The sequence below is a fragment of the Pseudoalteromonas sp. J2K-J031 genome (assembly GCF_058197095.2).
The window spans coordinates 1,293,133-1,315,644 of the sequence record NZ_CM200279.1; the positions used below are offsets into that span (position 1 = coordinate 1,293,133).

Below are 22,512 nucleotides of genomic sequence, written 5' to 3' on the forward strand. Positions count from 1 at the left end.
TTAGAGTAACTTTTTAGTGAGTGTGGCCAAACGTTTTCCAACAGCATGGCAAATTTTAATTTCGTGTTGGCTAAGAACGTTACTGTTATTTAGCCCTGCCACATGACTTGCACCGTAAGGTGTGCCGCCGGTTTGCGTGCTGGCTAGCTCTGGCACATCGTAAGGGACGCCCAGCAACATCATGCCGTGATGTAATAAAGGGATCGCAAGACCTAACAAGGTTGTTTCATTGCCCCCGTGCATGCTTGAACTGGCGCTAAATACGCAAGCTGGCTTATCAATGAGTTGGCCTTTAAGCCAAATATCGCTGGTGGTTTCCCAAAACAGTTTAGCGTGCGCTGCCATCATACCAAAACGAGTGGGGGTGCCAAATGCTAACGCACTGCAATGAATTAAATCATCTTTAGTCACCACGATATCGTGAGGTTGCTGTGCGCTAAAAGTGCGTAATTTAACCTCCATTCCTGTTTGTTCAATGGCATCGGCAATTTCATAGGCGAGGTTTCTCACTGAGCCATTACTTGAATGATAGAGAACTAAAATATAAGCCATTAAAATAACACTAGAACACTTTGGGGTGGGCGACCAACGGCTGCTTTGTCACCATGTACAACTATAGGGCGCTCGATTAATTTAGGATACTGATGCATCGCCTCAATGAGGGCTGCCTCACTGGTTTCATCTTTAAGTCCTAACTCTTTATAGAGGTCTTCTTTGGTACGCATTAACTGGCGGGCAGAGTCATAACCAAGTTGGGCAATGAGAGTTTTTAAGGTTTCAATACTTGGCGGTGTCGCTAAATATTCGATAACTTCAGCTTGGATTTGATGCTCACCAAGTAGCGTGAGAGTTTCTCTTGATTTTGAACAACGAGGATTGTGATAAATTTTAATCGACATTTTGTCACCCTTTTAACAATTGTGGCTATTGTAGGCAAAGCCGAGCAAGACTTAAAGTCTTGCAAGGTCTTTTTGCATTTGACGATATTGTTTAAGCAGTGCTTTTAAACGTTGCTGTTTTATATCTTCCGTTGACTCAACAAAATTGAGCGCTTTTTGAATCTCATCGGACGCTTGTTGGTAGCCGCCATTGCTTGCCATGATGCTAGCAACTGTTTCGTGATAGGCTGCTTTATTATCTTGGCGCTTGTAACAATCGGCGAGTAATTGTTTTGCTAAGCTGTGATTTGGTTTTTCTAGCAGAAAGTTTTTTAGCAATGACTCTGCTTCATCAAGCTGCTTGGCGCTCATTGCAGCATTAGCTAAATTTAGTGTAATGACTTGATTATTAGGTTTTACCTCGTGGTGTGGGATCAGCATTTTAACCGCTTCAGAAGCTTTATCTTGCGCAATGAATAAATCGGTTAAGGTATCAAGGTAGAATGCATTACTGTTATCGTTTTTTAGCAGTTCGTTTAATAAAGTCGTTGCTTCTTCAAATTTTTTTAAGTCGACTAATGTGAGGGCTAGTCCATATTGTAGGGCTCGTTTATCAATGGAAATTGACTTATTTAACTCGCTGCGAAAAAAGAGCTCGGCATTTTCGGTTTTATCTGCAAAGCGAGCAATGACTCTGCTTTTAGCGAGTAAAAAATCCAAACTAGAAGGCACCTCTTTTGCTGGGAATTGCTCGGCGCGAAGGCGTACATCTGACACTCGGCTATCCGGTAATGGGTGAGTGAGTAAAAATACGGGTGGTTTTTGTTTAAAGCGCATTTGAGCCGAGAGTTTTCCTAGAAACTCACTCGATTGACGCGGGTCGTAACCTGAGTTATTTAAAATGGTCATACCGATGCGGTCGGCTTCTTGCTCTGCACCGCGGCTGTGGCTCATTTGACTTAAAGCCGATTGCGTTTGATTGGCAGAAATAATGGCCATACCTGCATCTGGAACTACGATGGTCGCTAGAATGCCTGCAATCATACCTGCAATGCTAAGTGGGGCATTATCTTGTTGTGCTTGTATTCTGCGTGCGAGATGGCGCTGAGTCACGTGGGCTATTTCATGGCCAAGAACCGATGCAAATTGGCTTTCGTTGTCGGCATTTAAAATAAGGCCTGTGTGGACACCGACATGGCCACCATAGAATGCAAATGCATTAATATCTGAATTTCGTAGCCAAAAAAACTTAAATGGAAAACGTACGTCGCTTGCATTTGCAACGAGTTTATTTCCGATGTTGGTGAGGTATTCATCTAAAACAGGATCGTCAAAAATAGGTGATGAACTTTTTATTTTCATCATCATCAATTCACCTATCGCTTGTTCTTTGTCAATTGAAAGAACACTGACAGCGGATGTGCCTAAGTCGGGCAAGTTAAAGGAGGTTTGCGCAATAATATAAGGGGAGAAAGCGAAATAACTACTTAAAACAACTGCGAGTTTGGTGCTTTTTTTCATTTTATTCCTTGTCAACTGGACCTGAGCTTATTAAGCGCGTTAATGCTAATTCGTCTTGGTCGACGGCGCGCTCTTTTTCACATAAATCATAAAAATCTTTTATTGAGACGCCTGATACCTTCACAATGTTCAATTCTTGTTTTAAAAATTCAATAATTTTATGCACAATTTTATGCGAATAAATCAGCAGGGCTTTATCTGCATCATCGCCGCGCTGGAAATAAAATTGAGTATATTTATGCAATTGATTGATTCTTAGAACTACTTTCATAGTGTAAGGATCCCACACTCGAAATTCCATATGTTTATTTTGACTAATATACTGGTCAATTTCTTTATCTATTGCATAAGGAAAGGCGTGGAGTTCAAAGCCTCGCTCTGTAAATGTTTGATGTAAGGCGAGGCGCGGCTTTTTGTTGCAGTGAATGATCCCAGCTAAGTTTATGGAGCCCCCAAGCAATTCAACGTTCCAATTGCGTTTATCAATTAGACGCTTAATGGCATTATCAAAGCCATGGGTCAATATACCTTCGGATTCAGCTAAAGATGAAGCCACCAAATGGTAAAAAGGAGGGAGTTCCCCCCAATTAAGTTGCTTTTTATACCAATTAATTTCTTTTAAGGTTGGATTTGCGGGTAATTGTGCTTTGCTATTTTGGTTTGACATAAAATCTACCTGCAGAAATAAGGTTTTAGCATAATTCATTGTCACAATCAGGTATATGCCTGTCGTTTTAAAAATAGCAAAATTCAGACCGCTTAGCTGTTTTTATACTAAATAATTTCATTTCAGTTTACCATCAAGCCTCTGCAGGCGTATGATATGAGCAGGTTATAATTTTATTTATTAACTATGTTATCGTGTGATTTAACAGCGTTTGTATGCCCGCAATTGTTTGTTTTGTTTAAATATCAGTTGAAGCAAGTCGATTTTACTAGGCAAGGGGTGGAGTTTATTTTACTTGAACAAGCCAATAGCGCTGATATTGAACGCTATCTACAGGCGAATGATTTTGTTTATCAAATTACGCTTACCAATAAATTAAAAACTATTTTTGTCATGGAGCAAGGCCGCTGTGTTTGAGTTTGTAAAAGTATGGTACGAAAGAAAGTTTTCAGATCCTCATTCAGTCACATTGCTCTTTGTGAGCTTTGCGGTCGTCGCTTTGCTTTATTTTGTGGGGTCTTTGGTTGTTCCTGTATTGGTCGCAATAGTAATTGCTTTTTTACTTGAATGGCCCGTTCAAAAAATAACCCAGTTAGGAGGGTCTCGCTTAACCGCTTCTGCCTTGGTGATGTTGTGTTTTAGTAGTTTAGCGATTGCTTCGTTTATTGGAATTGTACCCGTGCTTTGGCGCCAGTTGGCTAATTTGTTACAAGAGGCGCCGCATATGCTCGAAAAAGGTAAAGCGTACTTATTACAATTACCTGCTCAATATCCAGAATTAATCACTACCATGCAAATTAAAACTTTGGTTGGCTCAGTTGAAAATAAATTTATTGAGTTTGGCCAAGTTATTTTATCGTCATCGTTAACCTCCTTAAAAGATATTGCTGCTTTGTTGATTTATTTGATTTTGGTGCCTTTGTTAGTCTTTTTTATGCTCAAAGATAAAAAAGAATTAGTGGGTGGGGTAAGCAAATTGTTGCCTGAGCAACGTCGTTTGCTTAGCCAAGTATGGCGTGAAATGAATCAACAAATTATGAATTATATTCGCGGTAAAGTGATTGAAATCTTTATCGTTGGTGGCGTTTCGTTTATTACGTTTGCATTATTCGATCTGCGTTATGCAGCATTACTTGGTGCACTTGTTGGTTTTTCGGTATTGATCCCTTTTGTGGGGGCCGCGTTGGTCACTATTCCGGTTGCAGCAGTGGGGTTATTTCAGTTTGGGGTGACGCCTGAATTTTGGTACATCATGATTGCTTATGGCATTATTCAAGCGTTAGACGGTAACGTGTTGGTGCCATTACTTTTCTCTGAGGCGGTTGATTTGAATCCGGTTTATATTATTGTGGCGGTGCTGTTTTTTGGTGGTTTGCTGGGCTTTTGGGGCGTGTTTTTTGCTATTCCTTTAGCATCGCTGGTGCGTGCTTTAATTAATGCATGGTCGAGCGAACAAGAAAAAGTAGCGGTTGAATAGCTGCAGTTACGGCTGTTAGCGTTAATGTAAAAAGGCTCCTCGGAGCCTTTTTTAATGGGTGTTTAACGCCAATTATTGTTGACTTAAAACAGCTAAAACCACTTCATGATGATTTTTAGTTTTAAATTTATCAAACACATGCTTGATGATGCCATCTTGACCGATTAAAAAGCTTAAACGGTGAATACCATCGTATTCTTTGGTCATAAACTTTTTATAACCCCATACGCCAAACGCATCTGCGATTGCGTGGTCTTCATCGGATAATAAAGTGAAGTTAAGTTCTTTTTTCTCTGTAAACGTGCTCAGGCGTTTAACCGGATCGGGGCTTATGCCTAAAATGACCGTATTGTGCGCTTCAAACTCAGCTTTATGATCTCGTAAGCCTTCAGCTTGAATCGTACAGCCAGGTGTTGAAGCTTTTGGATAAAAATACACTAGTACTTGATGCTGTTTTAATATCTCAGCCAATACAACCGAGTTGCCTTGTTGATCTAATAAAGTAAATGCAGGGGCTTTTTGACCTGCAGTTAAAGTATTCATCATTATTCCTCAGCGGATGCGTCTTAAAAGGTGTTCGAGTTTGAACTCATTACACAAGTTTTCGAATTTAAGTTTAAATTCGTCAAACTCAACATCAATGGGTAAATTAATGCCAAGTTCAGAGCGCATGTGCAATGCGCCATCACAATCGAACGTATCAGATTTAAGTGAGCTGATGCTGATATGATATTGCGCTAATAATTTAGTAACACGACTTAATGTGCCAGGCGCATCAATACCAGAATACTCAATCGTATACCCTGCGCTGTACTCACTGTTTTGATGACTTGAGGTGCGTTTCATCATGGTGAGTAAACCAAGCTCTACACTTTTAGTTGGCAGTGTATGCTCAATACGGCTAATAGCCGACATATCACCTGCAAGCAGCATAATAAACGAAAATTCATTACCTAATATTGCAATGCGACTGTCGATAATATTGCAATGACAGTCACTAACTAATTGGGTTAAGGCACCGACGATACCAGGGCGGTCTTCGCCTATGGCAGTCACAACTAACTGTTGATTCGAAAATCCAGACATATATTCCCCCCGATGTCCATTATGGCGGCGAAGCTTAACATAAAGGGCAACAAAATATTAGCCATTCTTGTTTTTGCACACAGGGAAACGTAACATAGGCGCGTTTTAGCTATCGGGTTATGCACAAATTAGTGTAATCTTACTAACAATAACAATAGGGTCTTAATCAGATCTTAAAAATACACTGAACCATTTAGGCATCGCCGACTCAAAGCTAGGTATTTTTTCACGGCATGCAAAGGAGAATTATTAGTGCAGTATTGGATTCGTAACACTTTGGTGTTGAGTGTCATCGCAGGGCTTTCAGGTTGTAGCGTATTTACAAGTGATGCCCATCACGAAAAAAATTATCGTGTTTCAGAGCCGCTAAAAATTCCAGCGAATCTAACAAAACCATACCAAGATCCTGAATATGCGATGGAGCCTAAGCAGTATCAAAAAATTTCTGATCGCGATAGTTTAAAGCCACCTGCACAAGCACTTAATATTGCAGAGGGGAGCTGGGTTGAAGAGGGTGATAAAATTGCGCGGATCTTTTTTGATAAGCCTGATGGTGTTATCGATTTAAAAGCGTTTTTATGGCAATCACTTCAAGATTTTATCGTTGAATATCAAGTAAGCCCAACCGCATCAAATGAAGCAGCGGGTACTCTTGAAACCGATTGGTTTGCGTTATCAACACCCGAAGACGTATGGTTTTGGCAAACACAAAACGAAGTAAGTAAACAACGTTTTGCGTTTAATATTGAGCAAAAAGAACATCAACGTACCGCATCAATGACGGTTCGTTTACTTGATTATCAAAGCAAAAATGAGCCGTTAAATGGTGTTTTACAACAACAGCTTGAAGTGGCTGCGTTAAATGCATTTGTGACTCAGTATGATTTTAAATACCGTCAGTTTGCGATTAAACAGCAGCAAGAGCGTGGATTAATTTCGCTTAATATGGGTTTTGATAATAAAGGGAATGCATCGTTAGTCACCGAACAAGAATACTTATTAGTTTTTGAGCGTTTTACTGGATTACTTGAAAGTTTAAACTTTGCAATTACCGAGCTTGATGATAAAACAGGGCTTATCGCGGCCACTTACGATAAACCTGACGCAAGCGTTTGGGATTCAATTTGGGGTGATGATTTATCTGAATTACCGCTTGAAAGTGGTAAGTACCAAGTTGTAATTGAACGATTAAAAACAGGTGGTACAAGTTTGACATGGATGGATGAGGAAGGTGAAACTTTAGAGCCAGGCACCATGAATGACTTGCATCAGGCACTTGTTAAAGTCTTACGCAAAAAAGGCGTTGAGATTTAGTCGCTCCACACCATAACTTAGCCGCGTTTATCCTTTGAACGAGGCTAGATAGCCAAAAGAAAAGAGCCGCGCGTGCTCTTTTCTTTTGTCTGTTTTAAAGCAGTCATTATTGTGTCAAACCACGGTAATGTAACAATAAAAAAGGCAAAAACATGCAACAAGAACACGTTGAAGAACATAACCTCTATCATTGGCGCACTTTATTTGCGTTTATTGTCCCCTCTTTAATCGGTATTTTTTTGTTTATGACCCCCGTCCCGTTAGGGGAGGTGTTTACAATACCTATCGCGGTTCTTGCAAAACAAGTGCAATTGCTTGTTGCAAATCACATCACAGCGATAGTGACTGGTGTAATCTGCTTTACAGCACTGACAGGTCTACTCGTTAAAATTTTAAAGCCGGCTTTTATTGCTCGTATTGGTTTTTTAAATCATCTGTTTGCTGTGAGTTGGGTCTGGGTCGTAACACGTTTGATTGGTATGGTTTTTGTGGTGATGACCTTCTTTAAAGTGGGCCCTGAAGCTGTGTATTCAGGCAGCACTGGGCACTTGGTATTACATGACTTAATGCCGGTGTTATTTTCGGTGTTTATTTTGGCTGGTTTGTTGCTGCCGTTGTTGCTTAATTTTGGTTTACTTGAACTCGTGGGCACGTTGTTAACTAAAGTGATGCGCCCTCTATTTGGTGTACCAGGTCGAAGTGCTGTCAATTGCGTCGCGTCATGGCTTGGGGATGGTAGTGTCGGAATTTTAATGACGGCAAAACAGTACGAAGAAAAATTCTTTACCGCTAAAGAAGCTGCAATTATTGGTACTACGTTTTCAGCAGTTTCCATTACCTTTAGCTTGGTAGTAATAGGGCAGGTACGATTAGAGCATTTATTTGCCCCATTTTATTTAACTGTGTGTTTAGCGGGTATTGTTGCAGCCTTAATTGTGCCGCGTTTACCACCGCTTAGCTGGAAAAAACATGAGTATATAGATGGCACAATTCCAACAGGCAACAGTGAAGCGTTACCCGAAGGTAAGACCTTGTTTAAGCATGGTTTACATGTTGCTTTAACTAAGGCGTATAATGCCAAAGGGTTTAAAGGAACACTAGAAGAAGGCCTGAAAAACGCATTTGATATGGTGTTTGCTGTATTGCCAGTGGTGATGGCGGTAGGTACATTTGCGTTATTAGTGGCTGAATATACACCTGTATTTCAGATTTTAGGCACACCATTTATTCCGTTTTTAGAGTTATTACAGGTTCCTGAGGCTGAAAAAGCGGCTCAAACAATTGTGGTTGGCTTTGCGGATATGTTTATTCCGTCTATTTTGGCTGCTAATTCGATTGAAAGCGATGTAACGCGCTTTATTATTGCTGCAATGAGTGTGACGCAATTAATTTATATGTCAGAAGTGGGTGCTTTGTTGTTAGGCAGTAAAATTCCAGTCAATATTGTTGAATTATTTGTAATATTTTTACTTCGTACACTTATCAGCTTACCAGTTATTGCGCTAATGGCTCATTGGTTGGTGTAACGACAACCCCAAAGAAACGAACATTATTACGAATGTTCGTTTTTTTTGACCTGCTGTTTTTCATTTTTAAGCGCTGCTTCTTCGAGCGCTTTTTTTTCAGCTAGCGCCGCTTTGGCTTTTTCGATTGGGTCTTGATTAAATTTTTTCATATCAAATTTGGCACTGTAGCGAAGTAACGCTAAATTACCCCAAACAAATCCAAATACGATGACGACGATGACTATACTTTGCCATGTTTGCATGGTGTGAATCTCATTTATTTATTGCATATTAAGTGTGCGTTAATTATGGCAAAAAGTCATTAGTAAAAAGCGTTAAACCATGTGATTAACGCTTTTTGCAGTGCGTTTTTCCTGTTACCATTACGCGCAAAATTGACCGTGTTTTATCTGTGGAGAGATGTTTTGTCTAATGAAAATGTGCTGATTTGGCCCAAGCAATACCCTTTGTTAATTAAAGGCTTGTTAGAGCAAAATGGCGCGCATATTTTAGATGCTTTAGAGCAGTGGCCTATTTGTCAGGAGGGAATTGACGATAAAGGTATTGCACTGACAGTGCTTCCTCCGTTGTTTTATTTAATATGGCAAAAACCGGCAGAGCCATTTCAAGGCTGCTGTTTTCAACATATATACGAATACGATGATGCTGAACAAGTTTATATTGAACAAGTGATGGCGCATTTAAAAGACCAGTCTATGACGAACGAGCAAGTCACGTTTTTATTGCTTGAACGCCTTCTTAATTATTTACCCATAAAAAGCCAGTTTATTAAGTATAGCCAATTAAGTTTGGCGCGTTTGTGCCATCAGCTTCATGCGTATCAAATCTTACAGTATTCGTTGGCACAAGGATTGGTATTATCACAAGATGACATTATCACATTGTGGCGCGATGAGGAGCTTCATGCATTATTGACGCCTTATTTAAAAACCGCGGTAAAACAAACACCTCAATTAGTGCAAATATTAACTGAGCGCCTGTTGTTAGGTGAGGATTACTTTGGTTTGCTGGTGGCATTGCAAGAAGATGAAACCGATTTAAATTTATTGGAACAAGCGCTGTTAGCGCATATTAAAGATGGCTCAGCAAAGCAAAGTTTGTGTAAGCGATTTTTAGCCCAAGGTGCTTCGGGCTGCATGGCAGATGAGCAGGGTTGTACGGCTATGATGTGGGCGGCACAACGTGGTTTTGTTGATATTTTAGTCAGTGGTTTGTCGCCGGACACCGTTAAATCAGTGGATAAAGCGGGCAATACGTTACTGCATTATGCGGTTTTGGGGCAAAGTGAATCATGTATTGCCTTATTACTAAAAAATGGTGTCGATTATACAATTAAAAATAAAGTGGGTCAGACAGCTTATCAGATTGCAGCTGAGCAAGGCTTTAGATTAATTTTGCGGCAATTTGAAAAGGACTTTGGTATCAAAGAATTAAGTCCTGAGCAGCAAATAAAGCGCATTGATATCGTTCATTGTTTACATGCCATTGTGTGTTTGTTATTACCCCTTCAATTATTTTTATTTTTTAAACCTGATTTTGAATTTAAAGCAGAAAGTTCGTTTGTGATTGTGATTAGCGCATTATTAACCCTCTTTTATGCAGTAAGTCTTAAGCGGTGTAATTTGTATCCTTATATAAAACACCCTTGGAGTTTGTTTTTATTACGGGCAATGTCGTTTTTAAGCTTGTTGGGTCAAATGTTGCTACTTTTTGTCGTGGTCATTACCATACTGACTTAGTGTTTAGGTCGGTATAACGTTGACTGCAAAATGAGTGTATAGAAGCAGTGACTTTGAGTGTTCAGCGATTATCAGTACAAAGTTAAGAAATTCTTAGTAATCATCCACCTTATCTTTAATTTTTTAGCCAACTTATAAAGGTCTCTACAAGGTAAATGTGTAGAGACCTTTATGTCAGTTTATGATGTATGAAACCTGAAAGCTGCTAGGCCTTAAATTAAGGCTAACAGCTTTTCAATCGACGTTATTGGTTAGGTGCAATCTTGGCTTGAGTTGCTTGCGCATCTATTTGCGCGCCTTTATTACGTTTGAAAACACGCTTTAAATCCTCTAGTGCAATGTATTGGCAAGGAATTAAAATCAAGGTAATAAACGTGGCAAACAAAACACCAAACGCCAGTGACACCGCCATTGGGATCACAATTTTAGCTTGTAGGCTGGTTTCCATAATAATCGGAATTAACCCTATAAAGGTGGTGAGCGAGGTCAACATAATCGCTCTAAAGCGTTTACAACCTGCATCTTCAACTGCTTGTTTAAGCGATACCCCTTCTTTACGGGCTTGGTTTACAAAATCAACCATCACTAAAGAGTCATTTACGACCACCCCAGCGACGGCAATGATACCAAATACCGATAAGCTACTCATGGTCATGCCTAAAACCATGTGGCCAAACATGGCGCCAATTACACCAAATGGGATCACCGACATAATGATTAAAGGTTGTGAGTAAGAACGTAGCGGAATGGCGAGTAATGCAAATACCAGTACCATTGATAAAATAAAGTTACGCATTTGCTCTGCGGCACTGTCCATTTCTTGTTGGATACGCCCTGCAACATCGCTTTGTACGCCAGGATAATTCTTGAGCAAACCTGGCAAGTAATTATCACGAATATCTTTAGCAATCTCAAAAGGTTGTGCTTGATTGGTATCAACAGAAGCCCATACATTAATAGTGCGTTTTGCATTTTCACGGCGAATACGATTTACACCATCAGCTAAACTTACTTGTGCCACTTCTGACAGCAGTACTTCAGCACCCGTTGGCGTCACAATACGGGTATCGTTAATTTCACTAATTGAATTACGTTGCTCTTCTGGGTAGCGGATCATGACTTTAACCTCTTCACCGCCGCGTAAAATACGCTGTGCTTCCATACCGTAATAACTAGCGCTCACCTGAGAGGCAACATCTGCAAGAGTTAAGCCCATAGTGTAAGCAACTGGTTTTAGGTTTAAACGTACTTCATCAGTGGCGTTTTGCATTGAATCGTTCACATCACCGACACCTTTGATGGTATTGAGTTTTGCTTTTAATTCTTCAGCAACTAAACGCAGCTCAGCAACATCTTTGCCTTCAAGGCGAAAGCTAATATCACCATCATCTCGACCACCACCAAAAATACTATCTTGAATAGTCATCGATTTAATACCGGGTAATGGCGGCATATTTTTACGCCACAAATCAGATAACGCAAACGTATCCATTGGGCGTAAATCAGGATCAACCAAAACAGCCATTAAACGGGCATCGGTGCGGCCATTGAGACTAACGGATAAATCTTTGATCATCGGCACGCCATACTCAGCTTTGATTTGTTTTTCAACATCTAAAATCACTTTTTCAATGGCTAGTGCCGTCTCTAATGTGGCTTTTTCTGAAGATGACAAATTCATTTCAATACTGACAGATGGAAAGTCGTGTGGGATTTTAGGGCTTGAAACAAACTTAACAAATCCACCTGCAAATAGACCAATACTGACAATTAAAATCGCGATAAATGTGGCAATGACGGCATAACGGTAATGAATACATTTTACGATAAATGGGCGGTAATAATTTTCAACAAAATGTTTAAGGGCACCATCAATGGTATTACGTAAACGATGCATTGGATTGCGAGGGTTGTAAGGGGTCATTTTCATGCGGGCGATATGCGCCGGTAAAATAAGTTTTGATTCTACTAATGAAAATAACAAACATAAAATGATGACACCGCCAATCGCTTTACCAAAAGCAGATTCAGGGCCTGTTGATAAGGTCATTGGTAAAAATGCGGCGACTGTGGTCAGCACACCAAAAGTGGCTGGCATGGCAACACGTTTAACACCACGGATCACATTATCTAACGAGTGACCGTGCTCTTCAATTTCGCTGTGGGCTGATTCACCAATTACAATTGCATCATCGACCACAATCCCGAGCACTAAAATAAAGGCGAATAAAGAAGCAACGTTAATGGTGACATCTAAAAAGCCCATCGGCATAAATAAGAAGGCACCTAAAAACGATACTGGTAAGCCCATCATGACCCAAAACGCTAACCGGGCGCGTAAAAATAACGCTAAGATCAGCATAACTAAAATACCACCCCATACCATGTTATCGATCATCATGTTAAGACGACCTTCAAGGTAATACGTCATATCGACGATTGGCTCAAGTTTAACCCCAGCTGGTAATTGGTCGGCTTTATCGGCAAGGTACTTTTTAATGACAGCCGCAACTTTAGTGATGTCTTGGTCTTCTGACGCATTGATTTCAAACGTCAGTGAGTTACTGCCGTTATATTTATGGTATTGAATACCTTCTTGAAAACCATCATTAATGGTGGCTACATCACCTAATAAGACTTGTGTGCCATCAGGCAGTAAGATTAACGGTAACTGCTCAAATTCACGCCCCGTATAGGCTTGGTTTTCAACGCGCATTGAAATGTAGCCATTTTCAGCTTTGATTTGACCTGCAGACATATTGGCCGAGAAGCTGCGTACCGCGGTGGCAATTTCTCTAAAACTGAGGCCATATTCACGCAGTTTATCTGGACTGACTTCAATGCCAATTTCGTAATTTAAACCGCGATTAAAACGTGCAATATTCACTGAAGGCAGCGCTTGAATTTCATCATGGATGGTATTGCCCAGCTCTTTTAAATCACGCCGATTTAAATCGCCATATAACGCTAATACCATGACTTCTTGTTCAAACTTTTCTTGCGCCACAATAGGGCGCTCCATCCCTGCGGGAAAGCTTGATATCGAATCAACTTGCATTTTTACTTCATCAAGTACGTCTTGCACGTTGTAGCTTTCATCGACTTCGATCCACGCATTAGCACTGCTGCGGTTTGAATAGGTAATTAAACGTTTTAAGCCTTGAATGCCTTCGAGAGCTTCTTCAATTTTAATTGTTATTCCTTCTTCAACTTCTTGTGGGGCAGCACCCGGATAGGCAACTTGTACGCTTAGCCAGTTAATTTGAAATTGAGGGAACATTTGTTTACGAATGGTCATGGCGGTTAATAAACCACCCAATAAAATGAAAACCATTAAAAGGTTTGCAGCGACGGGATTACGCGCAAACCAGGCAATTAAGCCTTTTTGTGTGTCAGCGCTCATTGGTTACTCTTCCTTCATTGCAAGTTGTGTTTCAGCAATTGGCTTTGCTAATTCTTTTTTTGCGACCGCTGTTTCTGGGTCGAGTTTCATGCCTTCAGTTGGGTATTCAAGCGCAGAAGTAATAATTTTTTCACCAAAATTAATGCCTGAAGTTGCAATAACCATGTTGTTTTGTTCACGCACAATATCAACGGTTCTAAAGCTCAACGTATTGTCAGCATTTAAAACAGCCACTTTATTATTTTTAACTAAATGTTGCGGGATCAAGGTGGCTTCGGGGATTTGCATACCGGCAATGGTGGCATTGACATAGGCACCAAAACGCAGAGGTTTGGTTGTTTTTGTTTGTCCGTACGGGTCTTGTACTTCTGCAACCAAATAGGTCATACGGCTTTTGTTATCAATAACCCCTTCGCTTCGCACAATTTTAGCCTGCCATTGCACTTCTTGACCGGCATAATCAGCACTTAAAGTCACCTTTGAATCAAGGCCATGATTAACTAGGTATTGTAAATCTTTATCGGGGACTGGTAAGCGAATTTCAGCAACTTCAGTTGCACTGACTAAGCCAAAGAAGCTACCTGGAGTAACCACACTGCCTAAGCTAATGCTGCGCTCTGCGATAATTGCATCATAGGGCGCTTTGATAAATGTGCGCTCTAAATTACGTTTTGCACGTTTTACGGCTGCTTCTGATGCGCGATAATGGGCTAATTTTTCGGCCAATTGGGGTTTACGTAAGTAGAGTTCAGAAGGAATGCTTTCATTTGAGTTTTTACTGATCCGATCCCATTCAGCTTGGGCAACATGTGCTTGGGCGCGCTCAATTTCAAGGGCTGAACGTGCTTGCGCTAAGCTTGCTTCTGCTTCTGTTAAGGCTGCTTCGTAATCGTTAGGGTCGATACGCACTAAAACTTGGCCTTCTTTAATAAAGCCGCCTTGAACAAACAGAGGCGATACTTCAACAATTTGCCCGCTAACTTGTGCAACCAGTTGGGTTTGGTCTTTTGCTTTAACTAATCCATGGGATTTTACATCTAACGAAATAGGGTTAATTTCTGCTGGGCTTGTTTTAACTATAGGTAAAATCACCGATTCTTCTTTTTTTTCTGGTGGCTTTTTCATAGCAACGAGTGCGCCTGCAACTGCGATTGCAACCACTGCAATCGCAATTGGGATGAAAATTTGTTTTTTAGTAGCCATGATGACTCCCTTGCTTACTTATATTGATGACACGCTTATAATAAGCAATATAATGTTTACAGACTGCGTATTTGTGTAACAAACTGTGAGTGTTTTTTAATTAAAATTTACTATTTAGTTCATCTGCTGTTTTATCACTCTGTTTTATAAAAAGTTTATTTTTATATGTGCTCTTGAATGTGATTAATATATTTTTATTTTATTTTTATAAAAATATATTAATCAATAAATTCAGTAAATTGCGTGTTTATTTTGGGGAAATTATGCAGTGTAGAATGGGGTGTGGGGCGTGTTGTATTGCACCAAGTATTAGCTCCTCAATACCTGGGATGCCTAATGGAAAACCCGCTGGAGTGCGGTGTATTCAGTTAAATGACGACAATATGTGCCGTATTTTTGGACAGCCGGAGCGTCCTTTAGTCTGCAGTGAGTTTAAAGCGACGATTGATGTGTGTGGTGAAACGAATGAACAAGCACTGTGGCTTATCACAGATTTAGAGCAAAACACGTAAACTGTGAGGGTGTGGATGGGCGCATAGATTTAATGCGCCCAAAAGTATGATTATTTTGGTGGGAAATTAGCCAAGATAGTGGTTACTGTTTTTTCAATGGCGAGCGTGCGTTGTTCAGGCGTTTGATTTTTCTTTAAACGACCTTCTTTTGCGCCACGCCAGATAAGCTGGTTAGTGCTGCGATCAATGACATCAATCACCAAAGTACCCACTTCATAATTTTGGGTATGAGTTTGGTTTTGAAGGCCAAATCCCCAATTATCCCAGCGTGCTTGGTAGCCAGTGGTAAAGGTATCTATTTCAACTTTACTATCGACCGAGGCATGATAGTTAATTAAGACATCGGCTTGTTCAACAGCCACCTGTTGCAAACCTTGAGCCGCTAAGGTGTCATTCACCGCTTTTTGTACTCTTTGTTCCATCAGTGGGCTAATTTGATAGTGAGTGGTATCTTTGGTTAAGCTCGCATTTGGGATCCAAGCAAAGCTTTTTACGTTTGAGAAGTTGGCGGATTTGTCGTAGTCCCAATCAGGGGTTTTAGCACAAGCAGTTAACATTAATAAACAAATGGAAACGTAAAAGTGTTTCATAGTAGCTCCTTAGATACCTCAATAATGATAGAAACATATCATACAAATTTGACGGTGTATTAATACTAAATTGATTTAGATGAATTTTAACTGAATCTTCGAACCCTAAAAATAACAAATATAATAAGAGGTCAAATGAAAAGACAATGGCTCAATCAAGCAATCGCGAAAATAGAGGCTGATTATGTCCGTTCAGCCGATACACATTTAATATTATTGCCTTTGGCGTGTTTTCCTAATATTGATATTTATTTAAAAGATGAAAGCACCCATCCAACGGGCTCATTAAAACACCGCTTAGCGCGCTCGTTATTTTTATATGCATTATGTAATGGCTGGATTGATCATGATACGACCATTATTGAATCATCATCGGGTTCAACAGCGGTATCAGAAGCATATTTTGCACGTTTATTAGGGCTAAAGTTTATCGCGGTTATGGCTAAAACAACGGCGGTTGAAAAAATAAAGCAAATTGAATTTTATGGAGGCCAATGTCACCTGGTTGAAAACACAAGTTTAATTTATCAAGAATCAGCAAGGTTAGCTGCTCAATTAAATGGCCATTATATGGACCAATTTACCTATGCAGAGCGTGCAACCGATTGGCGAGGCAATAATAATATTGCCACTAGTATCATTGAGCAGATGAAAAAAGAACGCTTTTCAGAGCCAAGTTGGGTGGTTATGAGCTCTGGCACGGGTGGTACATCGGCAACGATTGGGCGTTATTTACGCTATCAAAATCTGGCTACTCAACTGTTAGTCGTTGACCCTGCACATTCTGTTTTTTATGACTATTTCCACAGCTCTAACGCTGGCTTAACTTCTACACAGGCCAGTAAAATTGAGGGCATAGGTCGACCTAGGGTCGAGCCTTCATTTGTAGCCGGCGTGATCGATGAAATGCAAAAAGTACCCGATGAGCACAGCCTTGCAGCCATGCATTGGTTAACACAAAAGTTGGGCAGAAAAGTGGGGCCTTCATCGGGGACTAATATGGTTGGGGTGCTCGAAATTGCTAAGCGCATGCAAGCAGCAGGGCAATCAGGTTCAATCGTTACGTTAATTTGTGACAGTGGTGAGCGATATTTAAACACCTATTACAATGCAAGCTGGGTGCAAGATAATATAGGTCACGATACAACTTATAATGATTATCTAAAAACAATAGTGTAATTAGGCTTATTTAGTTTTGAGTGTGTCGTAATTATGGGATAATTACAAACTCAAAAACGCAAGTGTATTTACCAATACAAAAATAATAATGAGATAACAATGCAAGATTCTATTTATACATTAGTTCCTCCTTTGGTGGCGATACTTGTCGCATTATGGCGTAGAAGTGCCATTCAGGCATTGGCCGTTGGTTTATTATTAACCGGCTTAATGCAGATGAGTTTTTCACCCGTTGACGGAGTTATTGCATCAGGCTCAATATTAATTGATGTATTTGAGGGAGCGTCAAATCAGCGCATTATAATTTTTAGTTTATTAATCGGTGCGTTACTCATGCTGATAAAATGCTCAGGTGGAGTTAATGCCTTTATTAATACCCTCAATGAGCGCAACTTAGTTAAAAATCAACGCCAAGCCAGCTTATTACCCAGTTTAATTGGTACGTCTATCTTTACTGATTCAAACCTAAGCATGTTTACTGCGGGTATTGCGAGCCAAAATGTATTTGATAAGTTTGGTTTATCCCGTGCTCGCCTTGCTTTTTTAATTGATTCGACCTGCTCACCAGTCAGTATTTTATTTCTAATTAATGGATGGGGCGCCTATGTGCTAGGTTTACTCGATGGTTATCAATTAACCGATACCGTTGGGATTCTGATTGAAACAATCGCATATAATTTCTACCCGATTATTGTATTGGTTATGGTTTATTATACTGCGATGACAAATAAAGTGTATGGGCCTTTAAAATATGCAAGTTCAAAAATAGTTGAAGCAAGTCAGCACCAAGATACGGCTGCGGGTAAAACACGTTATATGTTAGTGCCAATGGTATTAATTGTGCTGATCACACTTGTATTACTCTACATTACCGGTGAAGGGGATTTACGCCGTGGTAGTGGTTCATTTGCGGTTATGTGGGCGGTTATTTCTTCATTTTTAATATTATGCATCATGTTACTTTTAGATAAAGTATTTAACGTTAAACAACTAATAGTACACAGCGTGACTGGAATAAAAAACTTATTACCTGCGGTGATTGTATTGGTACTGAGTTTTGCATTTGGAGATGCAGTAAAAGCATTTGGCACCGGTACGTATGTCAGTGGCATTATGTCGGTTGAGGTAGCACAGATTGGATTGGCCCCATTATTATTTATTACTGCAGGTATTATGGCCTTTGCCACAGGTACTTCGTGGGGGACGTTTGCAATCTTAATTCCTATCGCGGTACCACTTTCAATTGAAACAGGGTTACCTCCAGCCTTTTTAGTTGCAGCAGTATTAGGTGGAGGGGTGTTTGGTGATCATTCATCGCCTATATCAGATAGTACTATTGTGGCATCGATTGCCAGTGGGTGTGAGCATATTGAGCATGTTAAAACTCAATTGCCTTATACGTTAGTTGCTGGTTTTATGACTATTTTATTATATATAGTAACAGCGATAATACTTTTTTAAATTAATTAATTTCAAGATAGTATTTTAGTGATTTATTCACTACTATTTATTTTTTGGCTATCTTATACTTACTTAAATATTCTATTGGGTTTAAATTAATATGAAAGACATTAAATCATTTATTAAAGAAGCAAGCTTTTCTGATTTAGAAAAAGCGAAAGTGTTAATTGAGGCAGCGCTTGATGAGCGTCAAGCTCAAGAATCAGCAAAGCAAGAAGTTCTTGCGTTATTAAAAGAAAAAGGCTTAACACTTGATGATTTAGTGGATAATAACTCAGCAGATAAACGTGCAAAAGTCCAAGCTAAATATCGTATTACCCGTGATGGTGAAACGTTTGAATGGTCAGGCCGTGGTAAACGTCCAAAAGCATTTGAAGGTGTTATTTTAGAGCAATATTTAGCAAACTAAATAGCAATAAATTATCAATAAAAAAGGAGCCTGTGGCTCCTTTTTTATTGTTCTGTGTAAGAGGTTAAGGAAAAGAATACCGCACAATACGTTTTATTACTTGGCTATATTGTCTGAAAAACGATCCGGTATTATAAGCAATGCCATGTTGTTTAAATATAGCTTGTACTTGTGGAGCCACTTCTTGATAACGCGAAGAGGGTAAATCAGGAAATAAGTGATGCTCTATTTGAAAGCTCAAATGTCCAGTTAATAAATGGAATAATTGACTGCCTTTAATGTTAGATGATCCTAAAGCTTGACGATAATACCATTGCCCTTGGCTTTCATTTTCACAGTCTTTAGCATTAAAAGTGTGAACGTCGGTTGTAAAGTGACCACAAAAGATAATGGTTGAAGTCCATACATTGCGTAATAAATTAGCGACTAAATTACCCGTTAATACCCATAAAAATAATGGCCCCGCTAATGCAGGAAACAGTAAGTAATCTTTAAATAATTGTTTTGCTCCTTTACTAAAAAATGCTTGTTTTAAGGCCTTAGGGTCGATTTTTGAAGCACGTTGCTGTTTCTTTTTACCCATAAAAACACGTTCGGCAGCCAGTTCATGGTATGAAACGCCCCACTGAAACAATAAACTCAAATTAATATAGGTAATAAACTGCCATACATTTTTTATGCGCCATTTAAAATCGTTTGATAATCGCAGTAAGCCGTAACCAAAATCACGATCTTTACCAATAATATTGGTATAGGTATGGTGCTCGTAGTTGTGAATACGCTGCCAACTTTTTCCATCGCAGGCAATATCCCATTCAAATTGACGCGAATTAATATGAGGGTCGTTCATCCAATCGTATTGGCCATGCATGACGTTATGACCAATTTCCATATTATCGAGAATCTTGGCCACAGCGAGACTCAGCACACCGATGACCCAATAAATGGGCTGTAAAAAACCAAGCATCAATAAAATTCGACCAGTCCATTCTAATACGCGTTGATAGGCAATGACTTTGCGGATATGCGCCGCATCTTCAGTGCCGACTTTTTCGAGGGTTGCTTGTTTGAGAGCATCAAGCTGTTCACCGAGTTGTTGATAATTGAGCTGATTCATAGTTATAACTCCAATTCTAAAGGGCTTACAGCTTGGCTAATGCACAGTTGGATCAGCTGTTCACCACTCTCTGAAAGCTGTCCGGTTCGTAGATTTTTAACAATGCCACTTTTTTTAATGCACTGGCACTGATGGCACACACCAATGCGACAGCCAAAATTGGGTGATAATCCTTGCTGCTCTAGGCTACTTAATAAATTCTCTTTGCCCGTCACTAATTGCGTTAACGGGTGACCATGACGAAGTACCGTTATTTGTTGCATATCGGTATTTGGCTCGTTGCTCATCACCGCCTGAAAAAACTCTGCCTGACGATTTAAGCGAAGATGACCATAATGATTGAGTACAGCATCAACATCTTGTTTAAATTTCTGTGGTCCACAGATAAGTACTTGGCTTGTTGGCATGATATTTTTGAGTGCACTTGATAAGGAGTCGCCTTGCTTTCGCACTAAAAGCATCACGTTTAACTGTGGAATAAAGCGCTTAAGTTCATTGAATTCATCAATAAATAAATGCTCTCCTTGTTTGGCAAAATAACAAAGGTAAATGTTTTGCGTTCGAAGATGTTCCCGCTCAGCTAGGGTATGTAACATAGCCATAAAGGGAGTGATCCCAGAACCTGCGGCAATGAAAAATAGCTCATCTATGCTGTTTGGTTCACACGAAGGCAGTAAAAACTCACCCATAGGTTCAGATAAATTTACAAAGTCACCTACAGCAAGCTCGTTTGCAAGTTGGCTGGTAAACGCACCATTTTTTGCGGTTTTAATGGTTAATCTAATGTGATTACCGCGCTCAGCTTGGCCTTGTGAAGACGATATTGAAAAGGTACGAGTCATTAGGCGACCATTAAATTGGCAGCTTAGCAAAACGTGCTGGCCTGCTCGATGACTGGGCCACGATCGCTCAGGTCTCAGTTCTAAACTGATGCAATTAGCAGGTAGTTTGATAATTTTAATCACTTTGGCACGATACATTCCAGCCCGCCAAGCAGGTTTAAAGTGTTGTACTAAAGGCTCTAAATAGCCTTTAAGAGACTGGGTGTGTAGTAATAACTGTGCGGCTTTATTGGTTACTTTTTCTAATAATTTCATTTTGAGCGTACAAGTGTTAGCTTAAATTTCAGCGCACGAGTGTACGCTCAAAAAATTAAATTTCAAGAGGGTTAGTGTAAATACTCAAAACATGAGGTGACGTAAACTCAAATTAAACGATTTAAAAATGAATTTTGTAAGGATTATGTTTAAGCACAGCGGGGTGTCTTATGGTTGAATAAGGATATTGAACCTCAGTCTGGATAAAAGATTCTACAAGGCTGTTTTATGTCCTATTGCACGTTAGTCCAACACAGTGAGTGTTGAAAATAACTGCCTGAGATTGATTTATTATCAAGTATTGAGTAATTTACCTATCAATTTATTAAATAAAAGAAGGGCTTAATAATGAAAGTAGAAGATATAAAAGTTTTTATTCCTAGCAAAGATTTTGCGCTTTCAAAAGCGTTTTATATGGCAATGGGTTTTAGTATCACCTTTGAAACAGCTCAAGTCTGTGAGTTTAAAAATGGTGACTGCTCATTTTTATTACAAAAATTTTATCATGAAGGGTTAGCTAATAACTTAATGATGCAATTGGTGGTAAGTTCACTTGAAGATGTGCACAAAACGTTACAAAATTTGACTGAGTTTGGCATTAAATTGAGTGAACCAGAAACAGTGCCTTGGGGTAATGTGTTGCATTTGTGGGGCCCCGCAGGTGAGCTTTGGCATATCACACAGTTTAGTGAGTCATCTTAAAGCTGATTTTACTATGTGATATTAATTCAACTTATTAAATGCACTTAGCCATTAGGTAAGCATCAACTAATATACCGTCTTTTAAAGCATAGTTTTTTGCGGTGCCTTCGATAGTAAAACCATGTTTTTTATATAACGCGAGTGCCGCAGCATTATCGGTATATACTTCTAATTCAATGCGTTTAATACCCATCCAATTGCAGGCCAAATCGATAAATGCGTTTAATAAGGCATCAGCTACGCCTTGGCCGCGGGCGGACTCACATACAATCATACCAATATTACAAGCATGGCGACGCCGTGGATTACTAAAATTTTCAGCACCTAACTGACCAACAACTTTGCCATTTTTTTCTGCCACAATACTGATGCAGTTATCAGGTAATTGGCTAAGGCGCTTAGTCCATTGTTCAATGCTACTTAAAGGATGCTGTAAGGTATTGCTATAACAGCTTTTTTGCGAAATGATTGAAAAAACAGCAACCACATCATTGGCTGTACTGTGGCGGATATGAATAGTCATTTTATTTCCTTTTAAATTAACTCGGTTAATCAGATTACCCTTAACAACTTATTGATAACAAATGAAATAAACTACTTCTTCAGATTAGTTATTTTTATCTATTTTAAG

23 protein-coding genes are annotated in these 22,512 nt (G+C 39.6%); 10 read left to right on the plus strand and 13 right to left on the minus strand.

The features are described 5' to 3' along the window. Genes wrbA through AC3KZC_RS06010 form a run of 4 tightly spaced genes read right to left on the minus strand, consistent with a single transcriptional unit; the run spans position 1 to position 3,066 of the window. Positions 1–552 carry an NAD(P)H:quinone oxidoreductase gene (gene wrbA / locus AC3KZC_RS05995; RefSeq protein ID WP_490579926.1) on the minus strand — a complete coding sequence of 184 codons (552 nt, stop codon included), beginning with the start codon at positions 550–552 and terminating at the stop codon, positions 1–3. Continuing rightward, a complete protein-coding gene (gene arsC, locus AC3KZC_RS06000) occupies positions 552–899 on the minus strand; it encodes an arsenate reductase (glutaredoxin) (protein WP_490579925.1) in 348 nt (115 codons plus the stop codon). The genes wrbA and arsC overlap by 1 nt, the downstream gene beginning before the upstream one ends. Before the next feature lie 51 nt (positions 900–950). Beyond that, positions 951–2,399 carry a beta-barrel assembly-enhancing protease gene (gene bepA, locus AC3KZC_RS06005; RefSeq protein ID WP_490579924.1) on the minus strand — a complete coding sequence of 483 codons (1,449 nt, stop codon included), beginning with the start codon at positions 2,397–2,399 and terminating at the stop codon, positions 951–953. A gap of 1 nt (position 2,400) precedes the next feature. Continuing rightward, complete coding sequence (locus tag AC3KZC_RS06010; protein ID WP_490579923.1) at positions 2,401–3,066, minus strand: hypothetical protein; 666 nt, start codon at positions 3,064–3,066, stop codon at positions 2,401–2,403. Between the two features lie 186 nt (positions 3,067–3,252). Between AC3KZC_RS06010 and AC3KZC_RS06015 the strand changes: the two genes are divergently transcribed. Both AC3KZC_RS06015 and AC3KZC_RS06020 read left to right on the plus strand, forming a co-directional pair. Next, entirely contained in the window at positions 3,253–3,483 is a 231-nt protein-coding gene (locus tag AC3KZC_RS06015) for a hypothetical protein (RefSeq protein WP_490579922.1), read from the plus strand. Continuing rightward, entirely contained in the window at positions 3,476–4,543 is a 1,068-nt protein-coding gene (locus AC3KZC_RS06020; protein WP_490579921.1) for an AI-2E family transporter, read from the plus strand. Before AC3KZC_RS06015 ends, AC3KZC_RS06020 begins: the two co-directional genes overlap by 8 nt. A 72-nt stretch (positions 4,544–4,615) precedes the next feature. Here AC3KZC_RS06020 and bcp read toward each other — a convergent pair whose 3' ends face one another. Both bcp and AC3KZC_RS06030 read right to left on the minus strand, forming a co-directional pair. Then, complete coding sequence (bcp, locus tag AC3KZC_RS06025; protein WP_490579920.1) at positions 4,616–5,086, minus strand: thioredoxin-dependent thiol peroxidase; 471 nt, start codon at positions 5,084–5,086, stop codon at positions 4,616–4,618. Between the two features lie 9 nt (positions 5,087–5,095). Beyond that, positions 5,096–5,629, minus strand: a complete 534-nt coding sequence (locus tag AC3KZC_RS06030) for a glycine cleavage system transcriptional repressor (RefSeq protein WP_490579919.1) — start codon at positions 5,627–5,629, stop codon at positions 5,096–5,098. Positions 5,630–5,881: 252 nt separating this feature from the next. Here AC3KZC_RS06030 and bamC point away from each other — a divergent pair, with 252 nt between their 5' ends. Both bamC and AC3KZC_RS06040 read left to right on the plus strand, forming a co-directional pair. Then, positions 5,882–6,943, plus strand: coding sequence for an NlpB/DapX family lipoprotein (gene bamC / locus AC3KZC_RS06035; protein ID WP_490579918.1), 1,062 nt, complete (start codon positions 5,882–5,884; stop codon positions 6,941–6,943). A 152-nt stretch (positions 6,944–7,095) separates the two neighbouring features. Beyond that, entirely contained in the window at positions 7,096–8,469 is a 1,374-nt protein-coding gene (locus AC3KZC_RS06040; protein WP_490579917.1) for a YjiH family protein, read from the plus strand. 26 nt (positions 8,470–8,495) lie between these two features. On the opposite strand, the gene AC3KZC_RS06045 is transcribed toward AC3KZC_RS06040, so the two are convergent. Further along, positions 8,496–8,711 (minus strand): DUF2897 family protein, encoded by a 216-nt coding sequence (locus AC3KZC_RS06045; RefSeq protein WP_490579916.1) that lies wholly within the window; start codon positions 8,709–8,711, stop codon positions 8,496–8,498. A 162-nt stretch (positions 8,712–8,873) separates the two neighbouring features. Between AC3KZC_RS06045 and AC3KZC_RS06050 the strand changes: the two genes are divergently transcribed. Beyond that, positions 8,874–10,208 carry an ankyrin repeat domain-containing protein gene (locus AC3KZC_RS06050; RefSeq protein WP_490579915.1) on the plus strand — a complete coding sequence of 445 codons (1,335 nt, stop codon included), beginning with the start codon at positions 8,874–8,876 and terminating at the stop codon, positions 10,206–10,208. 244 nt (positions 10,209–10,452) lie between these two features. On the opposite strand, the gene AC3KZC_RS06055 is transcribed toward AC3KZC_RS06050, so the two are convergent. Then, a complete protein-coding gene (locus AC3KZC_RS06055) occupies positions 10,453–13,611 on the minus strand; it encodes an efflux RND transporter permease subunit (protein ID WP_490579914.1) in 3,159 nt (1,052 codons plus the stop codon). A 3-nt stretch (positions 13,612–13,614) separates the two neighbouring features. Further along, positions 13,615–14,814 carry an efflux RND transporter periplasmic adaptor subunit gene (locus AC3KZC_RS06060; RefSeq protein WP_490579913.1) on the minus strand — a complete coding sequence of 400 codons (1,200 nt, stop codon included), beginning with the start codon at positions 14,812–14,814 and terminating at the stop codon, positions 13,615–13,617. A gap of 263 nt (positions 14,815–15,077) precedes the next feature. Here AC3KZC_RS06060 and AC3KZC_RS06065 point away from each other — a divergent pair, with 263 nt between their 5' ends. Further along, positions 15,078–15,326, plus strand: coding sequence for a YkgJ family cysteine cluster protein (locus AC3KZC_RS06065; protein ID WP_490579912.1), 249 nt, complete (start codon positions 15,078–15,080; stop codon positions 15,324–15,326). 50 nt (positions 15,327–15,376) lie between these two features. Here the strand turns inward: AC3KZC_RS06065 and AC3KZC_RS06070 are convergent, their stop codons facing one another. Beyond that, the gene (locus AC3KZC_RS06070; RefSeq protein WP_490579911.1) at positions 15,377–15,916 is read right to left on the minus strand and encodes a DUF4136 domain-containing protein; all 540 of its coding nucleotides are present in this window, start codon (positions 15,914–15,916) and stop codon (positions 15,377–15,379) included. Between the two features lie 135 nt (positions 15,917–16,051). Here AC3KZC_RS06070 and AC3KZC_RS06075 point away from each other — a divergent pair, with 135 nt between their 5' ends. From AC3KZC_RS06075 to AC3KZC_RS06085, 3 genes are all read left to right on the plus strand, one after another. Then, positions 16,052–17,095 carry a PLP-dependent cysteine synthase family protein gene (locus tag AC3KZC_RS06075; RefSeq protein ID WP_490579910.1) on the plus strand — a complete coding sequence of 348 codons (1,044 nt, stop codon included), beginning with the start codon at positions 16,052–16,054 and terminating at the stop codon, positions 17,093–17,095. A 99-nt stretch (positions 17,096–17,194) separates the two neighbouring features. After that, positions 17,195–18,556 (plus strand): Na+/H+ antiporter NhaC family protein, encoded by a 1,362-nt coding sequence (locus AC3KZC_RS06080; RefSeq protein WP_490579909.1) that lies wholly within the window; start codon positions 17,195–17,197, stop codon positions 18,554–18,556. A gap of 100 nt (positions 18,557–18,656) precedes the next feature. After that, entirely contained in the window at positions 18,657–18,965 is a 309-nt protein-coding gene (locus tag AC3KZC_RS06085) for an H-NS family nucleoid-associated regulatory protein (protein ID WP_490579908.1), read from the plus strand. A 64-nt stretch (positions 18,966–19,029) separates the two neighbouring features. Here AC3KZC_RS06085 and AC3KZC_RS06090 read toward each other — a convergent pair whose 3' ends face one another. Then, positions 19,030–20,082 carry a fatty acid desaturase family protein gene (locus AC3KZC_RS06090; protein ID WP_490579907.1) on the minus strand — a complete coding sequence of 351 codons (1,053 nt, stop codon included), beginning with the start codon at positions 20,080–20,082 and terminating at the stop codon, positions 19,030–19,032. A 2-nt stretch (positions 20,083–20,084) separates the two neighbouring features. Next, a complete protein-coding gene (locus AC3KZC_RS06095; RefSeq protein WP_490579906.1) occupies positions 20,085–21,179 on the minus strand; it encodes a ferredoxin reductase in 1,095 nt (364 codons plus the stop codon). Between the two features lie 348 nt (positions 21,180–21,527). On the opposite strand from AC3KZC_RS06095, the gene AC3KZC_RS06100 reads away from it, so the two are divergent. Next, positions 21,528–21,881 carry a VOC family protein gene (locus tag AC3KZC_RS06100; protein ID WP_490579905.1) on the plus strand — a complete coding sequence of 118 codons (354 nt, stop codon included), beginning with the start codon at positions 21,528–21,530 and terminating at the stop codon, positions 21,879–21,881. 34 nt (positions 21,882–21,915) lie between these two features. Here AC3KZC_RS06100 and AC3KZC_RS06105 read toward each other — a convergent pair whose 3' ends face one another. After that, the gene (locus AC3KZC_RS06105; protein WP_490579904.1) at positions 21,916–22,404 is read right to left on the minus strand and encodes a GNAT family N-acetyltransferase; all 489 of its coding nucleotides are present in this window, start codon (positions 22,402–22,404) and stop codon (positions 21,916–21,918) included. Between the last annotated feature and the right edge of the window lie 108 nt (positions 22,405–22,512).

Coding starts and splice junctions, on each gene's coding strand:
- AC3KZC_RS06075 (WP_490579910.1), top strand. CDS start 16,052: ATGAAAAGACAATGGCTCAATCAAGCAATCGCGAAAATAGAGGCTGAT.
- AC3KZC_RS06090 (WP_490579907.1), bottom strand. CDS start 20,082: ATGAATCAGCTCAATTATCAACAACTCGGTGAACAGCTTGATGCTCTC.
- AC3KZC_RS06030 (WP_490579919.1), bottom strand. CDS start 5,629: ATGTCTGGATTTTCGAATCAACAGTTAGTTGTGACTGCCATAGGCGAA.
- bepA (WP_490579924.1), bottom strand. CDS start 2,399: ATGAAAAAAAGCACCAAACTCGCAGTTGTTTTAAGTAGTTATTTCGCT.
- AC3KZC_RS06060 (WP_490579913.1), bottom strand. CDS start 14,814: ATGGCTACTAAAAAACAAATTTTCATCCCAATTGCGATTGCAGTGGTT.
- AC3KZC_RS06010 (WP_490579923.1), bottom strand. CDS start 3,066: ATGTCAAACCAAAATAGCAAAGCACAATTACCCGCAAATCCAACCTTA.
- arsC (WP_490579925.1), bottom strand. CDS start 899: ATGTCGATTAAAATTTATCACAATCCTCGTTGTTCAAAATCAAGAGAA.
- AC3KZC_RS06100 (WP_490579905.1), top strand. CDS start 21,528: ATGAAAGTAGAAGATATAAAAGTTTTTATTCCTAGCAAAGATTTTGCG.
- AC3KZC_RS06065 (WP_490579912.1), top strand. CDS start 15,078: ATGCAGTGTAGAATGGGGTGTGGGGCGTGTTGTATTGCACCAAGTATT.
- AC3KZC_RS06085 (WP_490579908.1), top strand. CDS start 18,657: ATGAAAGACATTAAATCATTTATTAAAGAAGCAAGCTTTTCTGATTTA.
- wrbA (WP_490579926.1), bottom strand. CDS start 552: ATGGCTTATATTTTAGTTCTCTATCATTCAAGTAATGGCTCAGTGAGA.
- AC3KZC_RS06040 (WP_490579917.1), top strand. CDS start 7,096: ATGCAACAAGAACACGTTGAAGAACATAACCTCTATCATTGGCGCACT.
- AC3KZC_RS06045 (WP_490579916.1), bottom strand. CDS start 8,711: ATGCAAACATGGCAAAGTATAGTCATCGTCGTCATCGTATTTGGATTT.
- AC3KZC_RS06080 (WP_490579909.1), top strand. CDS start 17,195: ATGCAAGATTCTATTTATACATTAGTTCCTCCTTTGGTGGCGATACTT.
- AC3KZC_RS06070 (WP_490579911.1), bottom strand. CDS start 15,916: ATGAAACACTTTTACGTTTCCATTTGTTTATTAATGTTAACTGCTTGT.
- bcp (WP_490579920.1), bottom strand. CDS start 5,086: ATGAATACTTTAACTGCAGGTCAAAAAGCCCCTGCATTTACTTTATTA.
- AC3KZC_RS06105 (WP_490579904.1), bottom strand. CDS start 22,404: ATGACTATTCATATCCGCCACAGTACAGCCAATGATGTGGTTGCTGTT.
- AC3KZC_RS06055 (WP_490579914.1), bottom strand. CDS start 13,611: ATGAGCGCTGACACACAAAAAGGCTTAATTGCCTGGTTTGCGCGTAAT.
- AC3KZC_RS06095 (WP_490579906.1), bottom strand. CDS start 21,179: ATGAAATTATTAGAAAAAGTAACCAATAAAGCCGCACAGTTATTACTA.
- AC3KZC_RS06015 (WP_490579922.1), top strand. CDS start 3,253: ATGTTATCGTGTGATTTAACAGCGTTTGTATGCCCGCAATTGTTTGTT.